The organism is Glycomyces tritici, assembly GCF_030403505.1.
Map to the genome: position 1 here is coordinate 588,913 of NZ_JAUEMJ010000003.1, position 17,484 is coordinate 606,396.

General features: G+C 67.0%; 15 protein-coding genes and 1 pseudogene. 9 read left to right on the forward strand and 7 right to left on the reverse strand.

Translation table 11 applies throughout. The annotated features are described in order from the left end of the window. Nucleotides 1–9: 9 nt before the first annotated feature. Complete coding sequence (locus QWI33_RS13100; protein WP_289957766.1) at nt 10–1,548, reverse strand: alanine/glycine:cation symporter family protein; 1,539 nt, start codon at nt 1,546–1,548, stop codon at nt 10–12. Between the two features lie 107 nt (nt 1,549–1,655). Here QWI33_RS13100 and QWI33_RS13105 point away from each other — a divergent pair, with 107 nt between their 5' ends. Next, complete coding sequence (locus QWI33_RS13105) at nt 1,656–2,348, forward strand: exonuclease domain-containing protein (RefSeq protein WP_289957587.1); 693 nt, start codon at nt 1,656–1,658, stop codon at nt 2,346–2,348. Nucleotides 2,349–2,535: 187 nt separating this feature from the next. Here QWI33_RS13105 and QWI33_RS13110 read toward each other — a convergent pair whose 3' ends face one another. Then, nucleotides 2,536–3,249 (reverse strand): copper chaperone PCu(A)C, encoded by a 714-nt coding sequence (locus QWI33_RS13110; protein WP_289957588.1) that lies wholly within the window; start codon nt 3,247–3,249, stop codon nt 2,536–2,538. 428 nt (nt 3,250–3,677) lie between these two features. Here QWI33_RS13110 and QWI33_RS13115 point away from each other — a divergent pair, with 428 nt between their 5' ends. From QWI33_RS13115 to QWI33_RS13130, 4 genes are all read left to right on the forward strand, one after another. Beyond that, a complete protein-coding gene (locus tag QWI33_RS13115) occupies nt 3,678–4,175 on the forward strand; it encodes a CarD family transcriptional regulator (RefSeq protein WP_270118284.1) in 498 nt (165 codons plus the stop codon). Nucleotides 4,176–4,272: 97 nt separating this feature from the next. Beyond that, nucleotides 4,273–4,731: a 2-C-methyl-D-erythritol 2,4-cyclodiphosphate synthase gene (gene ispF / locus QWI33_RS13120; RefSeq protein ID WP_353895464.1), complete on the forward strand. Its 459-nt coding sequence runs from the start codon at nt 4,273–4,275 to the stop codon at nt 4,729–4,731. Between the two features lie 21 nt (nt 4,732–4,752). Next, complete coding sequence (locus QWI33_RS13125; protein WP_289957590.1) at nt 4,753–5,604, forward strand: tetratricopeptide repeat protein; 852 nt, start codon at nt 4,753–4,755, stop codon at nt 5,602–5,604. A 55-nt stretch (nt 5,605–5,659) separates the two neighbouring features. Further along, on the forward strand, nt 5,660–6,754 hold the full coding sequence (locus tag QWI33_RS13130; protein ID WP_289957591.1) for a fumarylacetoacetate hydrolase family protein: 1,095 nt from the start codon (nt 5,660–5,662) through the stop codon (nt 6,752–6,754). A 90-nt stretch (nt 6,755–6,844) separates the two neighbouring features. Here the strand turns inward: QWI33_RS13130 and QWI33_RS13135 are convergent, their stop codons facing one another. Then, entirely contained in the window at nt 6,845–7,327 is a 483-nt protein-coding gene (locus QWI33_RS13135) for a RidA family protein (RefSeq protein WP_289957592.1), read from the reverse strand. 2 nt (nt 7,328–7,329) lie between these two features. After that, nucleotides 7,330–7,488 carry a Sp36 family protein gene (sp36, locus tag QWI33_RS13140; protein WP_289957593.1) on the reverse strand — a complete coding sequence of 53 codons (159 nt, stop codon included), beginning with the start codon at nt 7,486–7,488 and terminating at the stop codon, nt 7,330–7,332. Nucleotides 7,489–7,610: 122 nt separating this feature from the next. On the opposite strand from sp36, the gene QWI33_RS13145 reads away from it, so the two are divergent. The 3 genes from QWI33_RS13145 to QWI33_RS13155 are packed head-to-tail and all read left to right on the forward strand — an operon-like array spanning nt 7,611 to nt 10,325. Further along, on the forward strand, nt 7,611–8,225 hold the full coding sequence (locus QWI33_RS13145; protein WP_289957594.1) for a hypothetical protein: 615 nt from the start codon (nt 7,611–7,613) through the stop codon (nt 8,223–8,225). Nucleotides 8,226–8,239: 14 nt separating this feature from the next. Further along, the gene (locus QWI33_RS13150) at nt 8,240–9,208 is read left to right on the forward strand and encodes an ArsA-related P-loop ATPase (protein ID WP_289957595.1); all 969 of its coding nucleotides are present in this window, start codon (nt 8,240–8,242) and stop codon (nt 9,206–9,208) included. Then, nucleotides 9,201–10,325: an ArsA family ATPase gene (locus tag QWI33_RS13155; protein WP_289957597.1), complete on the forward strand. Its 1,125-nt coding sequence runs from the start codon at nt 9,201–9,203 to the stop codon at nt 10,323–10,325. The genes QWI33_RS13150 and QWI33_RS13155 overlap by 8 nt, the downstream gene beginning before the upstream one ends. Nucleotides 10,326–10,999: 674 nt before the next feature. Here QWI33_RS13155 and QWI33_RS29355 read toward each other — a convergent pair. Next, nucleotides 11,000–11,275 (reverse strand): annotated as a pseudogene (locus tag QWI33_RS29355) (WhiB family transcriptional regulator); the annotation flags it as partial. A 343-nt stretch (nt 11,276–11,618) separates the two neighbouring features. Here QWI33_RS29355 and QWI33_RS13165 point away from each other — a divergent pair. Further along, nucleotides 11,619–14,078 (forward strand): penicillin-binding protein, encoded by a 2,460-nt coding sequence (locus QWI33_RS13165; protein WP_289957599.1) that lies wholly within the window; start codon nt 11,619–11,621, stop codon nt 14,076–14,078. A gap of 120 nt (nt 14,079–14,198) precedes the next feature. Here QWI33_RS13165 and QWI33_RS13170 read toward each other — a convergent pair whose 3' ends face one another. Then, nucleotides 14,199–14,864, reverse strand: a complete 666-nt coding sequence (locus QWI33_RS13170) for a hypothetical protein (RefSeq protein ID WP_289957600.1) — start codon at nt 14,862–14,864, stop codon at nt 14,199–14,201. A gap of 44 nt (nt 14,865–14,908) precedes the next feature. Further along, nucleotides 14,909–17,386, reverse strand: coding sequence for a glycoside hydrolase domain-containing protein (locus QWI33_RS13175; protein WP_289957601.1), 2,478 nt, complete (start codon nt 17,384–17,386; stop codon nt 14,909–14,911). Nucleotides 17,387–17,484: the final 98 nt, after the last annotated feature.

A 17,484-nucleotide genomic window follows, 5' to 3' on the forward strand; every position in this document is an offset into this window, starting at 1 on the left:
CCCGCCGCGTCAGTCCCTGTCGAGCACGAGGCGGTGCGTGGCCGCGGGCGGGTCGTCAGTGGCGCCCTCCACCGCGTTCGCGGGCAGCAGGCGCCAGTCCGGGCGTGCGAAGAACTCCACCGTCTCCCGGTACACCAGCGGGGTCAGCATCATCAGGCCGATGAGGTTCGGGAGGGCCATGAGGCCGTTCGCGATGTCCGAGAGCCCCCACAGCAGGTCGAGGCTCGTGACGGCGCCGAGGTACGACACGAGCACGTACACGATCCGGTAGGGCAGGATCAGCGCCCGGCCCGTGTACCGCTCCAGGCACTTCTCACCGTAGTAGGACCAGCCGATGATCGTCGAGAACGCGAACGTGGCGAGGCCGACCGCGACGATGAAGCCGCCGATCGCGCCGCCCGTCGTGCCGGGACCGCCCAGCCCTTCCTCGAACGCGAGCCGCGTCAGCGCCGAGGAGGTGACGAGGTCGCCGTTCTCGTCCACGGTGCCGAGCACGCCGGTGACGACGATGACCAGGCCCGTCATGGTGACCACGATGATGGTGTCGATGAACGTCTGCGTCATGGACACCATCGCCTGGCGCACCGGCTGGTCCGTCCTCGCGGCGGCCGCCGCGAAGCCGCCGGTGCCCAGACCCGACTCGTTCGAGAAGATGCCCCGCGCGAAGCCGATCTGGATCGTCAGCATGATCGCCGAACCGGTGAACCCGCCCACGGCCGCGCCGCCTGTGAACGCCTGCTCGAAGATCATGGCCAGGGCCGGCACGAGCTCGTCCCAGTTGAACGCCAGCACCGCGAGCGCACCGGCCACGTAGAACACGATCATGAACGGCACCAGGGCCGCCGAGACGTGCCCGATCCACTTGATGCCGCCGAGGATCGTCACCCCGGTGAGCACGAAGATGACCAGGCCCGTGAGCTGCGGGGTCCACCAGGAGTCGGCGGGCAGCTGCGCGTCGATCGCGCTCGTGACGTTCCCGGACTGGACCGCGTTGCCGATGCCGAAGGACGCGATGACGCCGAACACCGCGAACAGGAACGCGAGCAGCTTGCCGATCGGGCCCGGGATGCCGTCCGAAAGGTACCGCTGCGGGCCGCCCGACTGGTCGCCGTGCTGGTTCGTGACCCGGAACTTGACGCCCAGCAGCGCCTCGGAGTACTTGGTGGCCATGCCGAGGAAGCCGGTCACCCACATCCAGAACAGCGCGCCGGGGCCGCCGATCGCGATCGCCGCCCCCACACCGCCGATGTTGCCCACGCCCACCGTCGCCGCGAGCGCCACCGAGAGGGCCTGGTAATGGCTGAGGTCCCCTTTCGAGTCGCTGTTCTCGTTGCGTTTGAACAGGGCCAGCCAGAGCGCGTACCCGAGGCGGCGGAACTGGATGCCCTTGAGCTGGATCGTGAAGATCAGGCCCACCCCGAACAGGGTGAAGATGAGCATCGGCCCCCACACGACGCCGCCCACGGTCGCGATCGCCGACCCGTACTCCTCGTTCAGGCCGTCCGCCCACGACTGGACGGCATCCGTTACGGGGTCGAGGAAGTCCATGAAGTCCACATGCTCCTTTCAAGGGCGGTAAGCACAGAAAAGTCGTTCTGATCCCGCGCCCGCAGAGCATATAGGGGATTGTCGGCCCCTCCCGGTACGGTGTGGCCATGAGCGAACGATGGTTTGAGGGACCCCTCCTGGGCTTCGACACCGAGACGACCGGTGTTGCGACAGACCGGGACCGGATCGTCCAGGCGGCATTGGTGAGCGGCCCGCACCCGGGCGTCGAGACGCCCCGCACCTGGCTGATCGACCCCGGCGTGCCGATCCCGCCGGGCGCCACGCGGGTCCACGGGATCACCGACGAGCGGGTGCAGGCCGACGGGCGCGCCCCCGCCGAAGCCCTCGCGGAGATCGCGGCCGCCCTGCGCGGCGCCGTCGACGCCGGCGTGCCGGTGGTCGCGTTCCGGGCCGGCTTCGACTGCACGCTCCTGTCCTACGAGTTGGAGCGGCACGGCATCGAGCAGCCCGACTGGGCCCGGATGGCGATCGTGGACCCCTCGGTCCTGGACAAGCGCGTGGACCGCTACCGCAAGGGCAAGCGCACCCTGGGCGTCACGGCCGCGCATTACGGTGTGCCGCTTGCGGAGGCCCACTCGGCGGCGGGCGACGCGGCCGCCACGGTGGCGCTGGCGCGCGCGATCGGCGCGATGTACCCGGAGGTCGGGGGCATCACGGCGCAGGAGCTGCACGCGTCGCAGGTGCGGTGGTTCGCCGAGGACGCCGCGAGCCTGGAGGCGTACTTCCGCCGCAAGGGCCGCGAGGAGGCGGTGGACCGCCGCTGGCCGCTGTGCCGCTGAACCCCGACTCGGCTCAGGTCGGTTCGGTCGGCGGCCGGTTCTACCGTCCACAAACCCCCACCCACCACTAGAGGGGAAAGCACTGCGCCGATCGTGGCAGCCGGGTCCGACAGGAAACCGGTCGAACAAGCGCCTGAGGGCCCCGATTCACTCGATCGGGGCCCTCAGCGCAAGTGCGGTTCGCGTTCTAGTGGCCTTCGGCCGGTGCTTCGGGCTCGTAGTACTCGCGCTCTTCAGCGTCGAGCGACTGGCCGACGGGAAGCTCCGCGTCGAACTCGGTGCCGTCCGAGAACGTGAAGGTCACCGTGACGGTCTCGCCGGAGACGAGCTCCTCCTGGAGGTCCTCGATCAGGAAGTAGGCGCCGGCCTCGGAAGCCTGGTCGAGGCGCACGTAGCCGGCCGGGGCGATGACGATGGGCTCGTAGGCCTCCTCGCCGTCGAACTCCTCGGCCGCGGGGGCCTCGCTGGTCGCGTCGGCGCTGGGCTCCTCGGAGGACCCGTCGCCGGTGGTCTCCTCGCCGGCGGGGCTCTCGTCCGCGCCCTCGCGGGCTTCCTCCATGGCCTCGGCGGCCTGGGCGGCGGGGTCGACGTACGTCACCGTGCCGGCCGTGGACGTGATGCTCGCGAGGCTGATCTCCTCGTCGCCCTCGTTGCCGATCCACAGCCGCAGGGCCGCGTCGTCACCGGCGGCGTAGCCCTCGGCGGAGCTGAACTCGACCTGGAGGTCGCGCAGCGCGATCGTGCCCTGGTCGATGTTGACGCCGGCGATCGCGCTGTCTTTGACCTCGGTCTGGGAGCCCAGACTCGCGCCGCATGCGGACAGAGCGGTCGCAGCGGTCCCCGCGATCGCGATAGCGGCCGCGCGACGCACCGTGATCGCCGTGCTGATTCCCCTGACCACTGCTGGTCCTCCCTGAGTTCCGACAGGCATGCTGCCGACAGCCTAGACGACGAGCACTCCTCGCTTCCCTTGGCCGGGCGCGAGGCGAGCCCTGGATCTCACCCCGGCCCCGCGCGAAGGCGATTCCGTTGCAGCGCAACGAAAACAGCCGCCGAATCGACCATCACGGCAGGTCGCCGCACCCGCCGTCCGGCCGGCGCTCCGCGAGCGGGCGCCACTGAGGAGCGGCCCGGCGGCCCGATCGGACGGGTCGGACACGAAAGAGGGACGCAGGCCTCATTTGTCTCCTCTGCCCGCCGCGTGGAAGCCCAAGGTGCCGTAGAGTAATCAGTCACATACCAATTGACCAGGGAATTCGCGGCGATCCGCTGTCGGGGAAACCCCCGATCCCGTGTTAAGCTGGACACAGCGAAAGGGGTTTCGATCCTATGGGTTTTAGTGTCGGCGAGACCGTTGTCTACCCCCACCACGGGGCCGCACTCGTTGAAGCTGTAGAGACTCGCACCATCGGCGGTATCGAACAGGAATACCTCGTGCTGCGCGTCGAACAGGGTGACCTCACGGTCAAGGTTCCAGCAAAGAACGTCGAGCTCGTCGGCGTCCGGGAAGTCGTCGGCGCCGAAGGCCTCGAAGAGGTCTTCGAAGTGCTGCGCGCCCCTCACACCGAGGAGCCCACGAACTGGTCGCGGCGTTACAAGGCCAATGTCGAGAAGCTCGCCTCCGGTTCCCCGCTGAAAATAGCAGAGGTCGTTCGCGACCTGTGGCGGCGCGACCGCGAACGCGGACTCTCCGCCGGGGAGAAGCGCATGCTCTCCAAGGCCCGCGAGATCCTCACCGGCGAGATCGCCCTCGCCGAGGACTGCATCAAGACCGAGGCCGACAACATCCTCGACAAGGTCCTGCTCTCGGAGGCCCCGGTCAAGTAGCCGGTCCCCCAAGAGCCGCATCAGCGTGAGCTTCGATCACACCGCGGACTCCCACGAGCGCGACAGCGCGAACGCGAGTCCCCATACGCCCTTCGTCATCGGGCACGGCAGCGACGTGCACCGCTTCGACGAGGGCCAACCATGCCGCCTCGCCTGCCTGCAATGGCCGGGCGAGGCCGGTTTGGCAGGACACTCCGACGGCGACGTGGCCGCCCACGCGGCCTGCGACGCCCTGCTCTCCGCCGCCGGCCTCGGCGACCTGGGCTCCAACTTCGGCACCGCCCGGCCCGAATGGGCCGGAGCCTCCGGTGCCGCCCTCCTCCACGAATCAGCCCGCCGCGTCCGCGCCGCGGGCTGGTCCATCGGCAACGTGTCCGTGCAGGTCATCGGCAACCGCCCCAAGATCGGCCCCCGCCGCACCGAAGCCGAGACCGCCATGGCCGACGCCGTCGGCGCCCCCGTGCGCCTCTCCGCGACCACCACCGACGGCCTGGGCTTCACCGGACGAGGCGAAGGTCTCGCCGCGACCGCGGTAGCGTTGCTGTACCAGCACTGACCGCCATTCGGAAGTTATCCCATGGACGCAGACCCCACCCGCCGCACCGTCGCGGAGCACCTCCAACGCGCCGACCTGCTGTACGACCTCGGCCAGGTCGCCGACGCCCGCGCGGAAGTCGACGCCGCCCTGCGCGTCGACCCCCTCGACCCCGACGCGAACGCCATGGCCGCCGCCTGCGCGCTCGCCGACCACGACCCCGACGAGGCGCTCACCTACGCCGGAGCCGCCCTCGCCCACCAGCCCGAGCACCCCCGGGCCATGATCACCCGCGGCTACGCCCTCGCCGACACCGGCAGACGCGACGAAGCCCTCCAAGCCGCCGCCAGCATGCTCGAACTCGACCGCCGCTCCTGGCAGCACCACGTCCACTACGCGCTCATCACCCGCCGCGCCGGCGCCGCCCAACCCGCCCTCGACGCCGCCTGGAACGCCGTGAACCTCGCGCCCGACCAGCCCCGCACCCACCTGGCGCTGGCCGCGATCGCCGAGAGCCTCGACATGGACGACCTCGCGAAACGCTCGCGGCAAGCCGCCGAGGACCTCGAACCCGACCGCGTCGCCGGCACCGACGACGTCCTCCCGGGCTTCGCCCCCGGCGACCGCCTCCCGCCCGAGGCCCGCCGCGTACCGCGCCGGTTCGTCGACGCCGACCCGAACGACCCGCACTGGCGCGACAAGATCTACGGAGGCGGCCTCTTCCGCGGCGCGCTCGGACGCTCCGTCCTCCTCGGCATCGCCGTCGTCTTCGCCGTCCCGGCCCTGCTCGGCAGCGAGATCGACACCGGGCCGCGGCTGTTCCTCGCCATCGTCGCCGTCGCCGCATGGGTGGGATGGTTCACAGTTCTGCGCAGGCACCGCAACCCCGAGTGACCTTTCCCGCGCGGCGCTCGTTACTCCTTCACCACGATCTTTGGAGGACGAGCTAGTGACGACCTGCTGGGTTCCCGGGGCCGACGAGAGTCCCTACAACATCCACAATCTCCCGTTCGGGGTCTTCTCGACCGCCGACGAGACGCTGCCTCGCATCGGCGTCCGCATCGGCGACCAGATCCTCGACATGCACAAAGCGGTCCTCTCGGGCGACTGCCAGACCTGCGCCGCCTGCACCGCCCTGCGCGACCCCGCCCTCAACCGGCTCCTGCTGCTCGGCAGGCCGGCGTGGAAGCAGATCCGGGCCCAGGCCCAAGAGGCCCTCACCGAATCGAGCATCCAGGACACCGCGACGAACTGGCTCACGCCGCTCAGCGACGCCATCATGCACGCCCCGCTCCTGGTGACCGACTACGTCGACTTCACCATGCGCACACCCCACGCCGCCCGCGTCCACCCGCGCGCGTCCAACGGCCGCGCCTCCACGATCATCCCCTCCGGGATGGACCTCGTGCGCCCCGCCGGGCACCGCCGCGGCGACGACGGCCACGCCGTCTTCGGGCCCACCCGCGCCCTCGACATCGAAGCCGAAGTCGGCTTCATCATCGGCGGCGAATCGGAGCTCGGGCACCCCGTGTCCCCCGACGCGTTCGAAGACCACGTCTTCGGCGCGGTCCTCCTCAACGACTGGACCGCCCGCGACTTCGCCGAACTCGAGACCGACGGCCTCGGCCCGTTCGCGTCCAAGTCCTTCGCGACCTCCATGAGCGCGTGGGTGACCCCCATCGAAGCGCTCAACGCCGCCCGCACCACCGCGCCGCAACCCAACGCGGACATGGCGCCCTACCTGAAGGAATCCGACCGGTACGGGTTCGACCTGCACCTGAGCATCGAGGTCAACGGCGTCGCCGTCGCCGGGGCCGACTTCGCGGAGTCCTACTGGACCCCCGCGCAGCAGCTCGCCCAGCTCACCTCCGGCGGCGCCCTCCTGCGCCCCGGCCTGCTGTACGGCTCCGGCGAGGCCGTCACCGGCCAGTTCAACCTCGAGAACGGCGACACGGTGAGGGTCACCGCCACCGCCCCGGGCCCGCGCGGCACCACCATCGCCCTCGGCGAGGTCGCGACCCGCGTCCTGCCGTCCATCAGCTGACCGACGGCGGCCACGGGCGACGCGTCCCGGACGCCCGGAACGCGAAACCGGCCGGTACCGCTGATGCGGTACCGGCCGGGCAACGAGTGATCAGACCAGGACGGTCTTCCCGCTCGGAGCGAGCTCGGCGATCAGCTCGACCTCGACCGGGGCGCCCAGCGGCAGCTCGGCCACGCCGACCGCGCTGCGCGCATGCGTCCCGGCCTCGCCGAAGACCTCCCCGAGCAGCTCCGAAGCGCCGTTGAGCACCTTCGGCTGACCGGTGAACCCGGGCGCCGAAGCCACGAAGCCCACGACCTTCACGATCCGCACGACCTGGTCGAGCGGCGCGATCGAAGCCACCGCGGCCAGCGCGTTCAACGCGCAGATCCGCGCCAGCTCGTAGCCCTGCTCAGGGTCGACCTCGGCGCCGACCTTGCCGGCAGCCACGAGCGAGCCGTCGACCATCGGCAGCTGCCCCGAGGTGTACACGTAATCCCCGGAGCGGACCGCCGGCTGGTACGCGGCCAGCGGCTTCACGACCTCCGGCAGCGAGAGTCCCAGGCGCGCCAGCGCCTTGTCCACATCGGTCACCGCTACTGCTCCTTCTTGCGCTTGAAGTACGCCACGAGCTGCTCCGAGTTCTGGCCGGACAGGACGGTCACCAGTTCCCAGCCTTCGTCCCCGAAATTGTCGAGGATCATCTTGGTGTTGTGGATCAGCAGCGGCGCGGTGAGGTACTCCCATTTCTCCATGCGCCCACAGTACGGCGTCTTGATCAGACGGCGTCGCACCGCTACGCTCAAGAGTGCGTCGCCTCCCCCGAAGTCCTTACGGTGCGCGTCCCGGACCGCACCAGTCGAACCAGGGAGTCCCCGTGTCGTCAGACACCAGTGCGTCGTCCTCGACCGCGCCATCTTCGACTGCGCCGTTCTCGGCATCCGCGCCCCATGACGAACCGTCCACCGGGGCGGGCGCCCAGCCGCCCGAGACCGCCGAGCAGCGCGCCCCGGCCACCGCGGCGCCCGGCCGGCACGAACCGCCGCGCGACCGGTCGAACCGCTTGTGGACGTGGATCATCGCAGCCGCCGTCGCCGCGTTCTGCGTCGCGCTCGTCCTCGGCGCGATGCGCCTCTTCGTGGACGTCGGCGACGTCACCGACACACCCGAACGCACCGTCGACGCGTTCCTCGAGGCGCTGCTCGACCAGCGCGACGCCGAAGCCGCCGCCACCTGGCTCTGCGCGGACAAGGCCGACCGCGACCTCAGCGAGGCCGTCGCGGCCCTGTCGTTCACCGACGGCCCCGGCGACTTCGAATGGGGCGCGGTCGAAGAGACCGGCCGCTCGGTCGGGGCGGCCACGGTCACGGCCGAGATCCGCATCGGCGGCGGCCACGACGGCGCCTACTCCGACCCGGCCACGTGGGCGTTCTCGCTCGTGGCCGAGGAAGGCGAGCCGCAATGGCTCATCTGCGGGATCACCGCGGAATGACTAGACTTCGATGAATGACTGCCTCAGCGTTCCCGGTGCCGCGCCTGCACATCGTCACCGGGAAGGGCGGCACGGGCAAGACCTCGGTGGCGGCCGCGCTCGCGTTGGCGCTGGCCGGCGCGGGCAGGCGGGTGCTGCTGGTGGAGGTCGAAGGGCGCCAAGGCATCGCGCCGCTGTTCGAGGCGCCGTCGCTGGGTTACGAGGAGCGGCACCTGGCCGCGGGGCTCGACGGCGGGGAGGTCTTCGGGCAGTCGGTGGACGCCGATGAGGCGCTGCTGGACTACCTGACGATGTTCTACCGGCTCGGGTCGGCCGGGAAGGCGCTGCAGAAGTTCGGGGCGATCGACTTCGCGACGACGATCGCGCCGGGTCTGCGGGACATCCTGCTCACCGGGAAGCTCAAGGAGGCGGCGTCGCGCACCGAGTCGGGGCGGATGGCCTACGACGCGGTGGTGCTCGATGCGCCGCCGACCGGCCGGGTGGTGAAGTTCCTGAACGTGACGGTGGAGAGCGGGCGGCTGGCGAAGACGGGCCCGATCGGGAAGCACTCGCGGTCGGTGGCGAGGATGCTGCATTCGTCGCTGACGGCGGTGCATGTGGTGACGACGCCGGCGGCGATGCCGGTGCAGGAGACCGTGGACGCGTACAAGGAGCTGATGGCCGCCGATCTGCCGGTGGGGCATCTGGTGCTGAACAAGGTCGCCGGTGCGAAGGCCGTGGAGGTCGATGCGGCGCAGATCAAGGCGGGCTTGGAGCGGGCGGGGTTGCACCCGGACGAGGCCCTGGTGTCGGGCCTGGTCGAGGAGTACACGGCCGCGCGGGCGGAGATCGAGTCGGTGGACGCGTACCGGGACCGCCTGGAGCGGCTCGGCCGCCCTGTCGCCGAGCTGCCGCTGCTTCCCGAAGGGGTGGACCTCTCGGGTCTCTACCAGCTCGCCCGCGTCCTGCGGCCCGGCATCATCGGAGGACGGCACCATGGCTGAGGTCCCTGAGCTCGACATCGACGCCCTGCTGGGCGACGAGGGCAAGCATGTGATCGCCTGCTGCGGCTCGGGAGGCGTCGGGAAGACGACGACCGCGGCGGCGCTCGCGCTGCGCGCGGCGGAGGTCCACGGGCGGCGCACGGTGGTGCTGACGATCGACCCGGCCCGGCGGCTGGCGCAGTCGCTGGGCATGGAGGCCCTCGGCAATGTCCCGAAGGCGGTCGAGGCGGTGCGCGGCGGTTCCCTGTACGCGATGATGCTCGACATGAAGCGCACGTTCGACGAGGTCGTCGCCTCGCATACGACCCCGGAGCGGGCGGCGGAGATCTTCGCGAACCCGTTCTACCAGGCGGTGTCGTCGACGTTCTCGGGCACGCAGGAGTACATGGCGATGGAGAAGCTCGGCCAGCTCCGCGCGACCGGGCAGTGGGACCTCATCGTGCTCGACACGCCGCCTTCGCGGTCGGCCCTGGACTTCCTCGACGCCCCCGCCCGGCTCGCGCGGCTGCTGGACGGCCGGGTCATCCGGCTGCTGTCGGCCTCGACGCCCGGCGCGCGGCGGTCGATGCTGTCGCTCATGGGTGCGAGCGCGGCGGTGTTCACGCGGGTGTTCAACAAGGTCCTCGGCGGGCATCTGCTCACTGACGTCGCGGAGTTCACCGCGAGCCTGGAGGACACCTTCGGTGGTTTCCGCAAGCGCGCGGAGGCGACCTTCCGGACCCTGCAGGACGACCAGACCTCGTTCCTGGTGATCGCGGCCCCGGAGCCGGCGGCGGTGGGCGAGGCCGTGTACTTCACGCGGCGGCTCACCGAGGAGCGGATGCCGCTCGACGGGATGATCCTCAACCGCCTGACCCCGGTCGCGGCCGACCTGACGGCGGAGCGGGCCCTCGGTGCGGCCGCGGCGCTCGAGGAGGCCGACGCGGACGACCCGGTCGCGGCGGTCCTGCGGACCCACGCGGACCTGGCCCGGCGGCGGGCCGCCGAGGAGCGGGTCGCGGCGCGGTATGCCGCGGCGTGCCCGGAGGTCCCGCAGCGGCGGCTGCCGACGCTCGGTGTCGAGGTCGTGGATCTGGATGACCTGCGTGCCTTCGGCGCGGTGGCCGCGGGCGTGTAGCGGCCGTTTTGCGAACGCGGGCGTCCAGGGGGCGTCCAGTGTTTCGGCGCTGTGGCCGCTGATGCGGCGGCTGTTTCATAGGCCGGGCGGCCGGCATTTCGGCGTTGCGGCCACGGCTGCATGGTGGCGGCCGTTTCGGGCGGGTGCCCGATGCGGTGTCGGCTCGGCCGTGGTCTTGCTGCCGGCCGTGGCCGAGTTGGTGCGCTGGTCGGTGAGGTTTTGGTGCGGGCGCACCGGCGTCGTTGCCGGTGCGCCCGCGTTCGTACCCTCGCGAGGTCTCCTGGCAGGAGCCGCGCGGGAGTGCACTCCCGCGCGGTCTTCGGGGGCGGCCCCCGGGGTTCCCACATTCGCCGCCAGTCCTGCCAGGACCGGACCGCCACTCCGCACTTCCGCCTCCACCGGCGAAGCAGCCGTTTTTTCAATCAACAATCACATGTCCGGTACCGAACGCCAAGCACTGTTTTCCACCTGTGGATAACTTTGCGAGAATTGCTTATTTCGCCTGCTCGTGAGGCGTAGAGTTATCCACAGGATCCGTGGCCGCCTAGGGCAAGAAAAAACGCGCCCGGACGGGGATGCCGTCCAGGCGCGGTGCTCATGCCTTTCATCGAGAGGCTCGCCGGTAAGAAGTTCACGTCTACCGGTATCCGGCGCCGGTTGCCCTTGCGGGCGCTTCGCTGCTCCTCCTCAAGCGCCACCTCGAAGACCGCTCTCCAGGAGCGGACGTCTGCGTGCCTTCGCAGCAGTGCCCTCCGCTCCCGCTCGGTCATGCCGCCCCAGACGCCGAACTCGATGCGATTATCGAGCGCGTCAGCAAGACATTCCAGCCGTACCGGACAGCCGCGGCACACTTTCTTGGCGTTGTTCTGCTCTGCTCCTTGCACGAACAGGGCGTCAGGATCACCTTCCTGACATAGCGCCTTGGTCGTCCAGTCGATCAGCAGTCCCATCCGCATGACCTCCCCGTGAGATCTTTCCCCTTCATACCCCCCGACGACCGAATTCGAGTGACCTCTCGATCACTCAAAGTGGCCGTCAGAACGGACCTTACACCTCTCGTAAGGGTTTGACTACTCTCCGAGACGAAAATCGGACTCCGTGGGACGGCTTCACCCCTACGGTTCACTACGCGATGGCAGCTCGCGATAATAACGATTCCGATACGAGCGCATCTCCTCTTCCGGACTGGGGCGTATCAATTGCGGGCATACATGTCGCCTTGCATGCGAGTCGCCTTCCGGTTCGCGGAAGCTGCCGCTTCGTACTTCCCGACATTCGTTCTAATCTGAGGCGGTGGAGACCTTGAAACGCGACCGGAGTCCCCTGAGGGACGGCATCGCGCTGCTGATCTGCGGCGTGCTCGCCGGGGTGCTCGCGGCTGCGGCCGCCTTCCCCCTCGTCGGACTCGGCGGCCTCGTTGCCGAGAACAGCGTCAACTCATTCGAGTCGCTGCCGACAGAACTCACCAAACCCACCTTGCCGCAGACGACCTATGTGTACGCCTCCGATGGCGAGACGCTCATCACCTCCTTCTACGAGGAGAACCGCCGCGAGGTCGCCCTCGACGAGGTCTCTCCTGTCATGATCGACGCGCTGCTGGCGGCCGAGGACTCAAAGTTCTACGAGCACAACGGCGTCGACTGGGCCGGAATCATCCGGGCCGCCGTGGCGAACCAGGGCGGCGACTCCCAGGGGGCGTCGACGCTCACCATGCAGTTCGTACGCAATACCCTGATCTACTCCGCTTCAACCATCGACGAAGTGATCGCCGCATCCGAGGACACGTACGAGCGCAAGCTCCGAGAAGCCCGGTACGCCATGGGCATCGAAGAGACGATGTCCAAAGAGGAAATCCTCGAGGGCTATCTGAACGTGATCTACCTCGGCAACCAGGCCTACGGGGTCCACGCCGGGGCGTACACGTACTTCAACAAGCCGCCGAGCGAGCTCACCGCCGCCGAGGCCGCGACCCTCGCCTCGCTGCCGAAGTTCCCCTCGCTCGCCGACGGCCTGCTCGACGGCGAAGGCGACGACCAGGAGATCATCGACCGCCGCAACTGGATCCTCGACCGCATGGTCGGTCTCGGCACCATCGAGCAAGCCGAAGCCGACGAGGCCAAGGAACTGCCGCTCGGCCTGAACCCGCGCCCCGTCCGCAGCGAGTGCGTCGACGTCGCGACCCCCAACTGGGGCTTCTTCTGCGACTACTTCAAGGAGTGGTGGACCAGTCAGGAGGCCTTCGGCGCCGACGAGCGCGAGCGCATGAGCCTGCTCAAGCGCGGCGGCTTCAGGATCGTCACCAGCCTCGACGCGGAGCTCCAGGACCAGGCCACCGAGCGCCTCACCGAAGAGGTGAGCGTCAACAACCCCGCCGCACTCGGGTCGGTCACCATCACCCCCGGCACCGGGCACGTGCGCGCGATGGCGGTGAACCGCAACTACAGTCTCGACCAGACCGAGAACAAACCGCGGACCGACGGCGACGACTCCAAGCCGTCGAACTACCCGAACACGACGATCCCGCTCCTCAGCGGCAACGACGAGGTCTCCGGCTACCCAGGCGGTTCGACGTTCAAGATGTTCACTATGCTCGCAGCCCTTGACAAAGGCTGGCCCTTGGAGACACGCATCCCCTCGCCTGGCAGGTACACCTCCCAGTACCTCATGAGCGGTGGCTCGCTTGCCGAATCCGAATCCGACTGCCAACCGTTCCAACGAGGCGACGTGCAATATGCGCACTGGTGTCCGACGAACGACAACAACTGGTCCTCGTCGCCGCTGAATATGTGGGGCATGTTCGGCCGCTCCTCGAACACCGCGTTCGTGCGGCTACAGGAGATGGTCGGCGTCAGCGCGGCCTACGAGGCGGCCGTCGCGTCTGGTGTCGACTTCTACAACTCCCCGCTGAATGAGGCGTATGAGGACGGCACCATCGACGAGTCCCAGGGCACCTTCACACTCGGCCTCCACTCGACCACACCGCTGGAGATGGCGGAGTCATATGCCACGGTCGCCGCAGGCGGGGTCCACTGCGAGCCGCTTCCGGTCATGAAGGTGATCGGTTCTGACGGCAAGGAGTGGACCGATGCCGCTGCACCGCAGTGCGACCAGGCATTCTCCGAGGACGTCGCGTACGCGGCTGTCAGCGCTGGGCGGTGTGTGGTCGGCCAGAGCCCCGAGGGATCCCAATGCTCCGGCACCGGCACCGCCGCGAGCTACACCGGGGACTTCGGGCGGCCGCTGTTCGGTAAGACCGGGACCGCCGACTCGAACCGGTCGTACTGGTTCATCGGCGCAACTCCGAACGCCGCCACCGCCACATTCGTCGGCGACCCCGATGCGACCCACCGTGACAACGTCGCCACCTCAGCCCTGAAGGACTCGGTGAAGGCCGCCGGCGTCGCGATCCTCAAGGACGCTGTCCACGACCTCGAAGAGGAGAACTGGCCCAAGCCCACCAGCGACATGATCAACGGCAAGAACCTTGTCTCGATCCCGTCGATTGATTGCATGGACGCCGACGAGGCCCGCTCCCGCGTCTCCAGCGCCGGGTTCGAAGCCGAGATCGCAAGCGGCCAGTACGACTCCGATTGCAAGGAAGGGCAGGCGTTCACGACCACGCCGACCGGATCGGCACCCAGCGGCGCGCCCGTTTACATCCTCATCTCGAACGGAAAAGACTACAAGGAAGAGTCCGAGAAGCCCGAGGACGGGGAGTCGCAAAGCACGTCCACCCCACCCGACCGGGACTGACGCACTCCCGTACGCAACGCCTGGCGGCATATAGGCGAACTGTCGCCCACAGGAAATACGGAGACATTGGGCGGGGTGGGACCGATATCGGTCCCACCCCGCTCAACGTCCCACATGGCATCAGCTTGACGCGGTGATCGTCTCATCACGGCGGGACATGCTCAAGCCAAACGACCTTGCTTCTCCTGGGTCGGGGGCGGTGGCGTCCTCTGAAGTCTCGGGGAACTGCTGATATTCGGGGCCCACCGCGATCTCGAAGTGGGCATCCTTCACAGGGTCCATATGATGGCCCCAGGCGATGACTCCTTCAAAATCAGCGAGGATGCCTTCGATCACCGTAATCTCGGCGGGAAATAGCCCATCCCCCGCTCCGATCGGGTAACAAGCCGGGCGGATCTCAACTGCAGTCCCGGACAGGTAGTTCGATTCGAAGGTGGCCTTGATTTGCCGAGACTTCCGATGACCCATGACATCCCCGGTTTCGAAACGCCCTCCGAGTTCGTACGCGTACCGGCGGATGAAGTGAGTCAAAACAAGTTGCGGCCAGCCTTCAGCAAGCGCGACCTCTGCGCCTTCGATTCCCTCCACTGGAAGAAGCGGCGCAGTGGACAGGATCGGCCAGCCATTGGCTGTGGTCAATCCGATCCACTTACCGGTTTCGAGGTCGAACCTCGAAGCAGGTTCGGCGACCGCTGGGGTCACTCCCGTTAGAGCGGCTGCGCCTCCGGCAATGCCGCCATATAGCAGACCACGACGGGTAACAGTCTGGTTCGTATGCAAGTTCATCTGATGCTCCTCATCGTCCTAATGCGTCGGCATGAATCGTCGGATTAGAACTCTCCGTTCGCCATGTAGATGCGCCGATTGACGTAGCCGCTGACGAATTCGAACAACTCGCCCGAGGGGAGTTGATGCGGGAGCATATCAATCTGACCGGGAGCGCTGCCGACCTCGAGAAGCAGCTCTTTCCGCCAGAGGTCATGCACGTTGGTGGCATCGTCGTCGATCTGGCTAAGCTCTTTCAACGCGGCGAGGACGTTGTTCTCCCAGGCCTCCGTCGAGGTCACCTCTCCATTGCAGAGGTCGATCGCATCTGTGAGCGAGTACTCCCACGCGGCTCGGAGCGCATCATTATGTGTGACCCGCTTTTCCATCGTCGGCATGCTGAAGTGCGACATGAGTTCTCCGTAGGCGGTCTCCATGAAATTCTCAACGGTGAGAAAGGATGGAACCCCGAGTCGGCCCATGTAGGCTTCGCAGAAATCGGCTCCTGAGGGATACGCGCTCCGATTGTTGCGCCACTGGTTGTAGAGACGCGCGAGATCGCCCAGAGCTCCCCTTCGCGGCGAGATCATCGGCTCATTCCAGCCAGTGATCGGAGTAGTTCGCATCACCGTCAATCGACTAGTGACTGAGAACATCTTGGCCGTGCTGATATCCAGGTCTTCGAACACGGTCACCGACATGTACCTACCGCTGCCGAGATAGCTCAGCGCGTGCTCCATCCATCCTGCAACATCCAGATTAGGATATGCGTTCCTCACGTCGGTCGCCCACGGGTCACCTGAGAGCGCGTCGGTGAACTGTGGGTGCTTCAGGAAGAAGTGTGCCAACTGATCGGCGTTCCACGCCTGTCCGCCATTCCCCGTGGAATCCGGGTCAAAGTCGGCAACCCACCCGCCACGGTAGATGGCGTCGTAGATCGTGTCCAACCGGTCAAGAAACGCTTCCCGGCTGGTGTGATTCTGGACGTGGTCGACTCCGAAGTCAGCTCCTATGCGGCTGATGTTGCTGTCCAGTCCGAAGGAGTCCGACGAATTGACGACGAAATTGGCTTCTTTGATCTGGTTGAACGACCAGTTGGGGGGTAGAGGGAAACCCTGGTTACCGGAGAATCCCCAGGACATGCCTGAAACGAACGACCATTTGGCGAGGCCTGCCGCAGAGACTCGAATACAGACATTGCGCGAACCGTAGACGCCGGCGATATACCGGCCACCCTTGCTCTGCAGGGCGTCTCGGACCCCCCGGAAGTAATCGATGATGTACGACATCTCAGAGTCCAGCGCGTCATAGTCCACTGCGAAATAGATGCACGTGCCCGCCTCGAACCCGTATTCCACTGCTCGGTCGTGAGCTTTTCCAGCCTCGTGCACTCCGTTTGCGTACGTGAATTCCCCAAGCTCTCCACCCCAGTACTGCGAAATCGGAAAGCAGTTCAATCCTGCGGCGAAAATCGACTCCAGTTCACCATCCTGGATCCACTTGTACCTCCATTGGTCCTCTGGGATCCGTTCCAGGTCCTCGTCGAGGTAGCGACCGACGGTTCGGTAACCAGCCGAGGACAGCGCGGCCGCGCGCGAGGGCGTGATTTCCGAGATGCAGTCGCATGCGATTCGTCGGTATGTACGGTCAGGGTTTCCGGATGATACGAGGAGTTGCGCCCAAGTGTCGAAGTCCGTGTTACCGGTGGTATTCTGTAGCGCTGAGAATTTTTGAAACGCAGCCGTGAACTCCACTACCTCGCTGGAGTAGTTGCGGCGCCACTGAACAGAGTAGCGCGTTCCATCGAATTCGCCCTCGTTCATGAGACAGGCAGCCACATAGAGCGCTGCAACCTGTGATTCCACAGCGTTCTGAGAGAGCTTGAACTTCGAGGTCTTCAGACCGGCTTGAGTCCCGGGTCCGAAAATTCCAGTGATCTGGGCCGACGCTATGCCGATTTCCTTCTGGACTCCCATCATCAGCGCCTGCTGGTAGCCCCTGGAAAGCAATCCGTCTGTCGGGCTCATGCTGTAGGCGGGAATATCTGAGTAGTAATAGTTGAGAAATCGTTGAGCCGCCCGAACATTCTCGTTGCCGCGTTCTTCATTGAACTTGTAGGGATCAGTGGTGAGAATGCCCTTGAAGATCTTCGGTGAAATATAGTCCGCGATGAGCATGCCCATGTCTTCTCGGATAGCGCGGATGCCCTCCACGGCGGCATCGTCGATCTCGCCGTCGACCCAGCCTCCAGTGTAGCCGTGGCACCATAGGCCGTGCCGCGCGATATTGCAGAGCAGCTCACTCGTGGTGGACTTGCCGATCTCGCCCCAGCCTGCGAGAAGCGACAGGGTGGTGGGCCCGAAGACGCCCGAGACCTGGGCCGGGTTTTCGGCTGAAGTGAAAAGCACGTGCTGGAGACCCATGATGAGAGACCGCATGGTTCCCTGCCCGACTTCCCCATCCGTTTCACAGCGAATGTACCCCGGAACGTCAGCAAAGGTTTCATTTACCCAAATCTGGGCTTCTTGCACCTTGATGTCCATAGCTAAGAGAGCGATCCTTTCTTCTTCGTTCTCAGAATTTTCCGGCACTCAGTCGATAGGAGTCAGCGAAGTACCGTCAATTTGAAAAATCGAGGTAG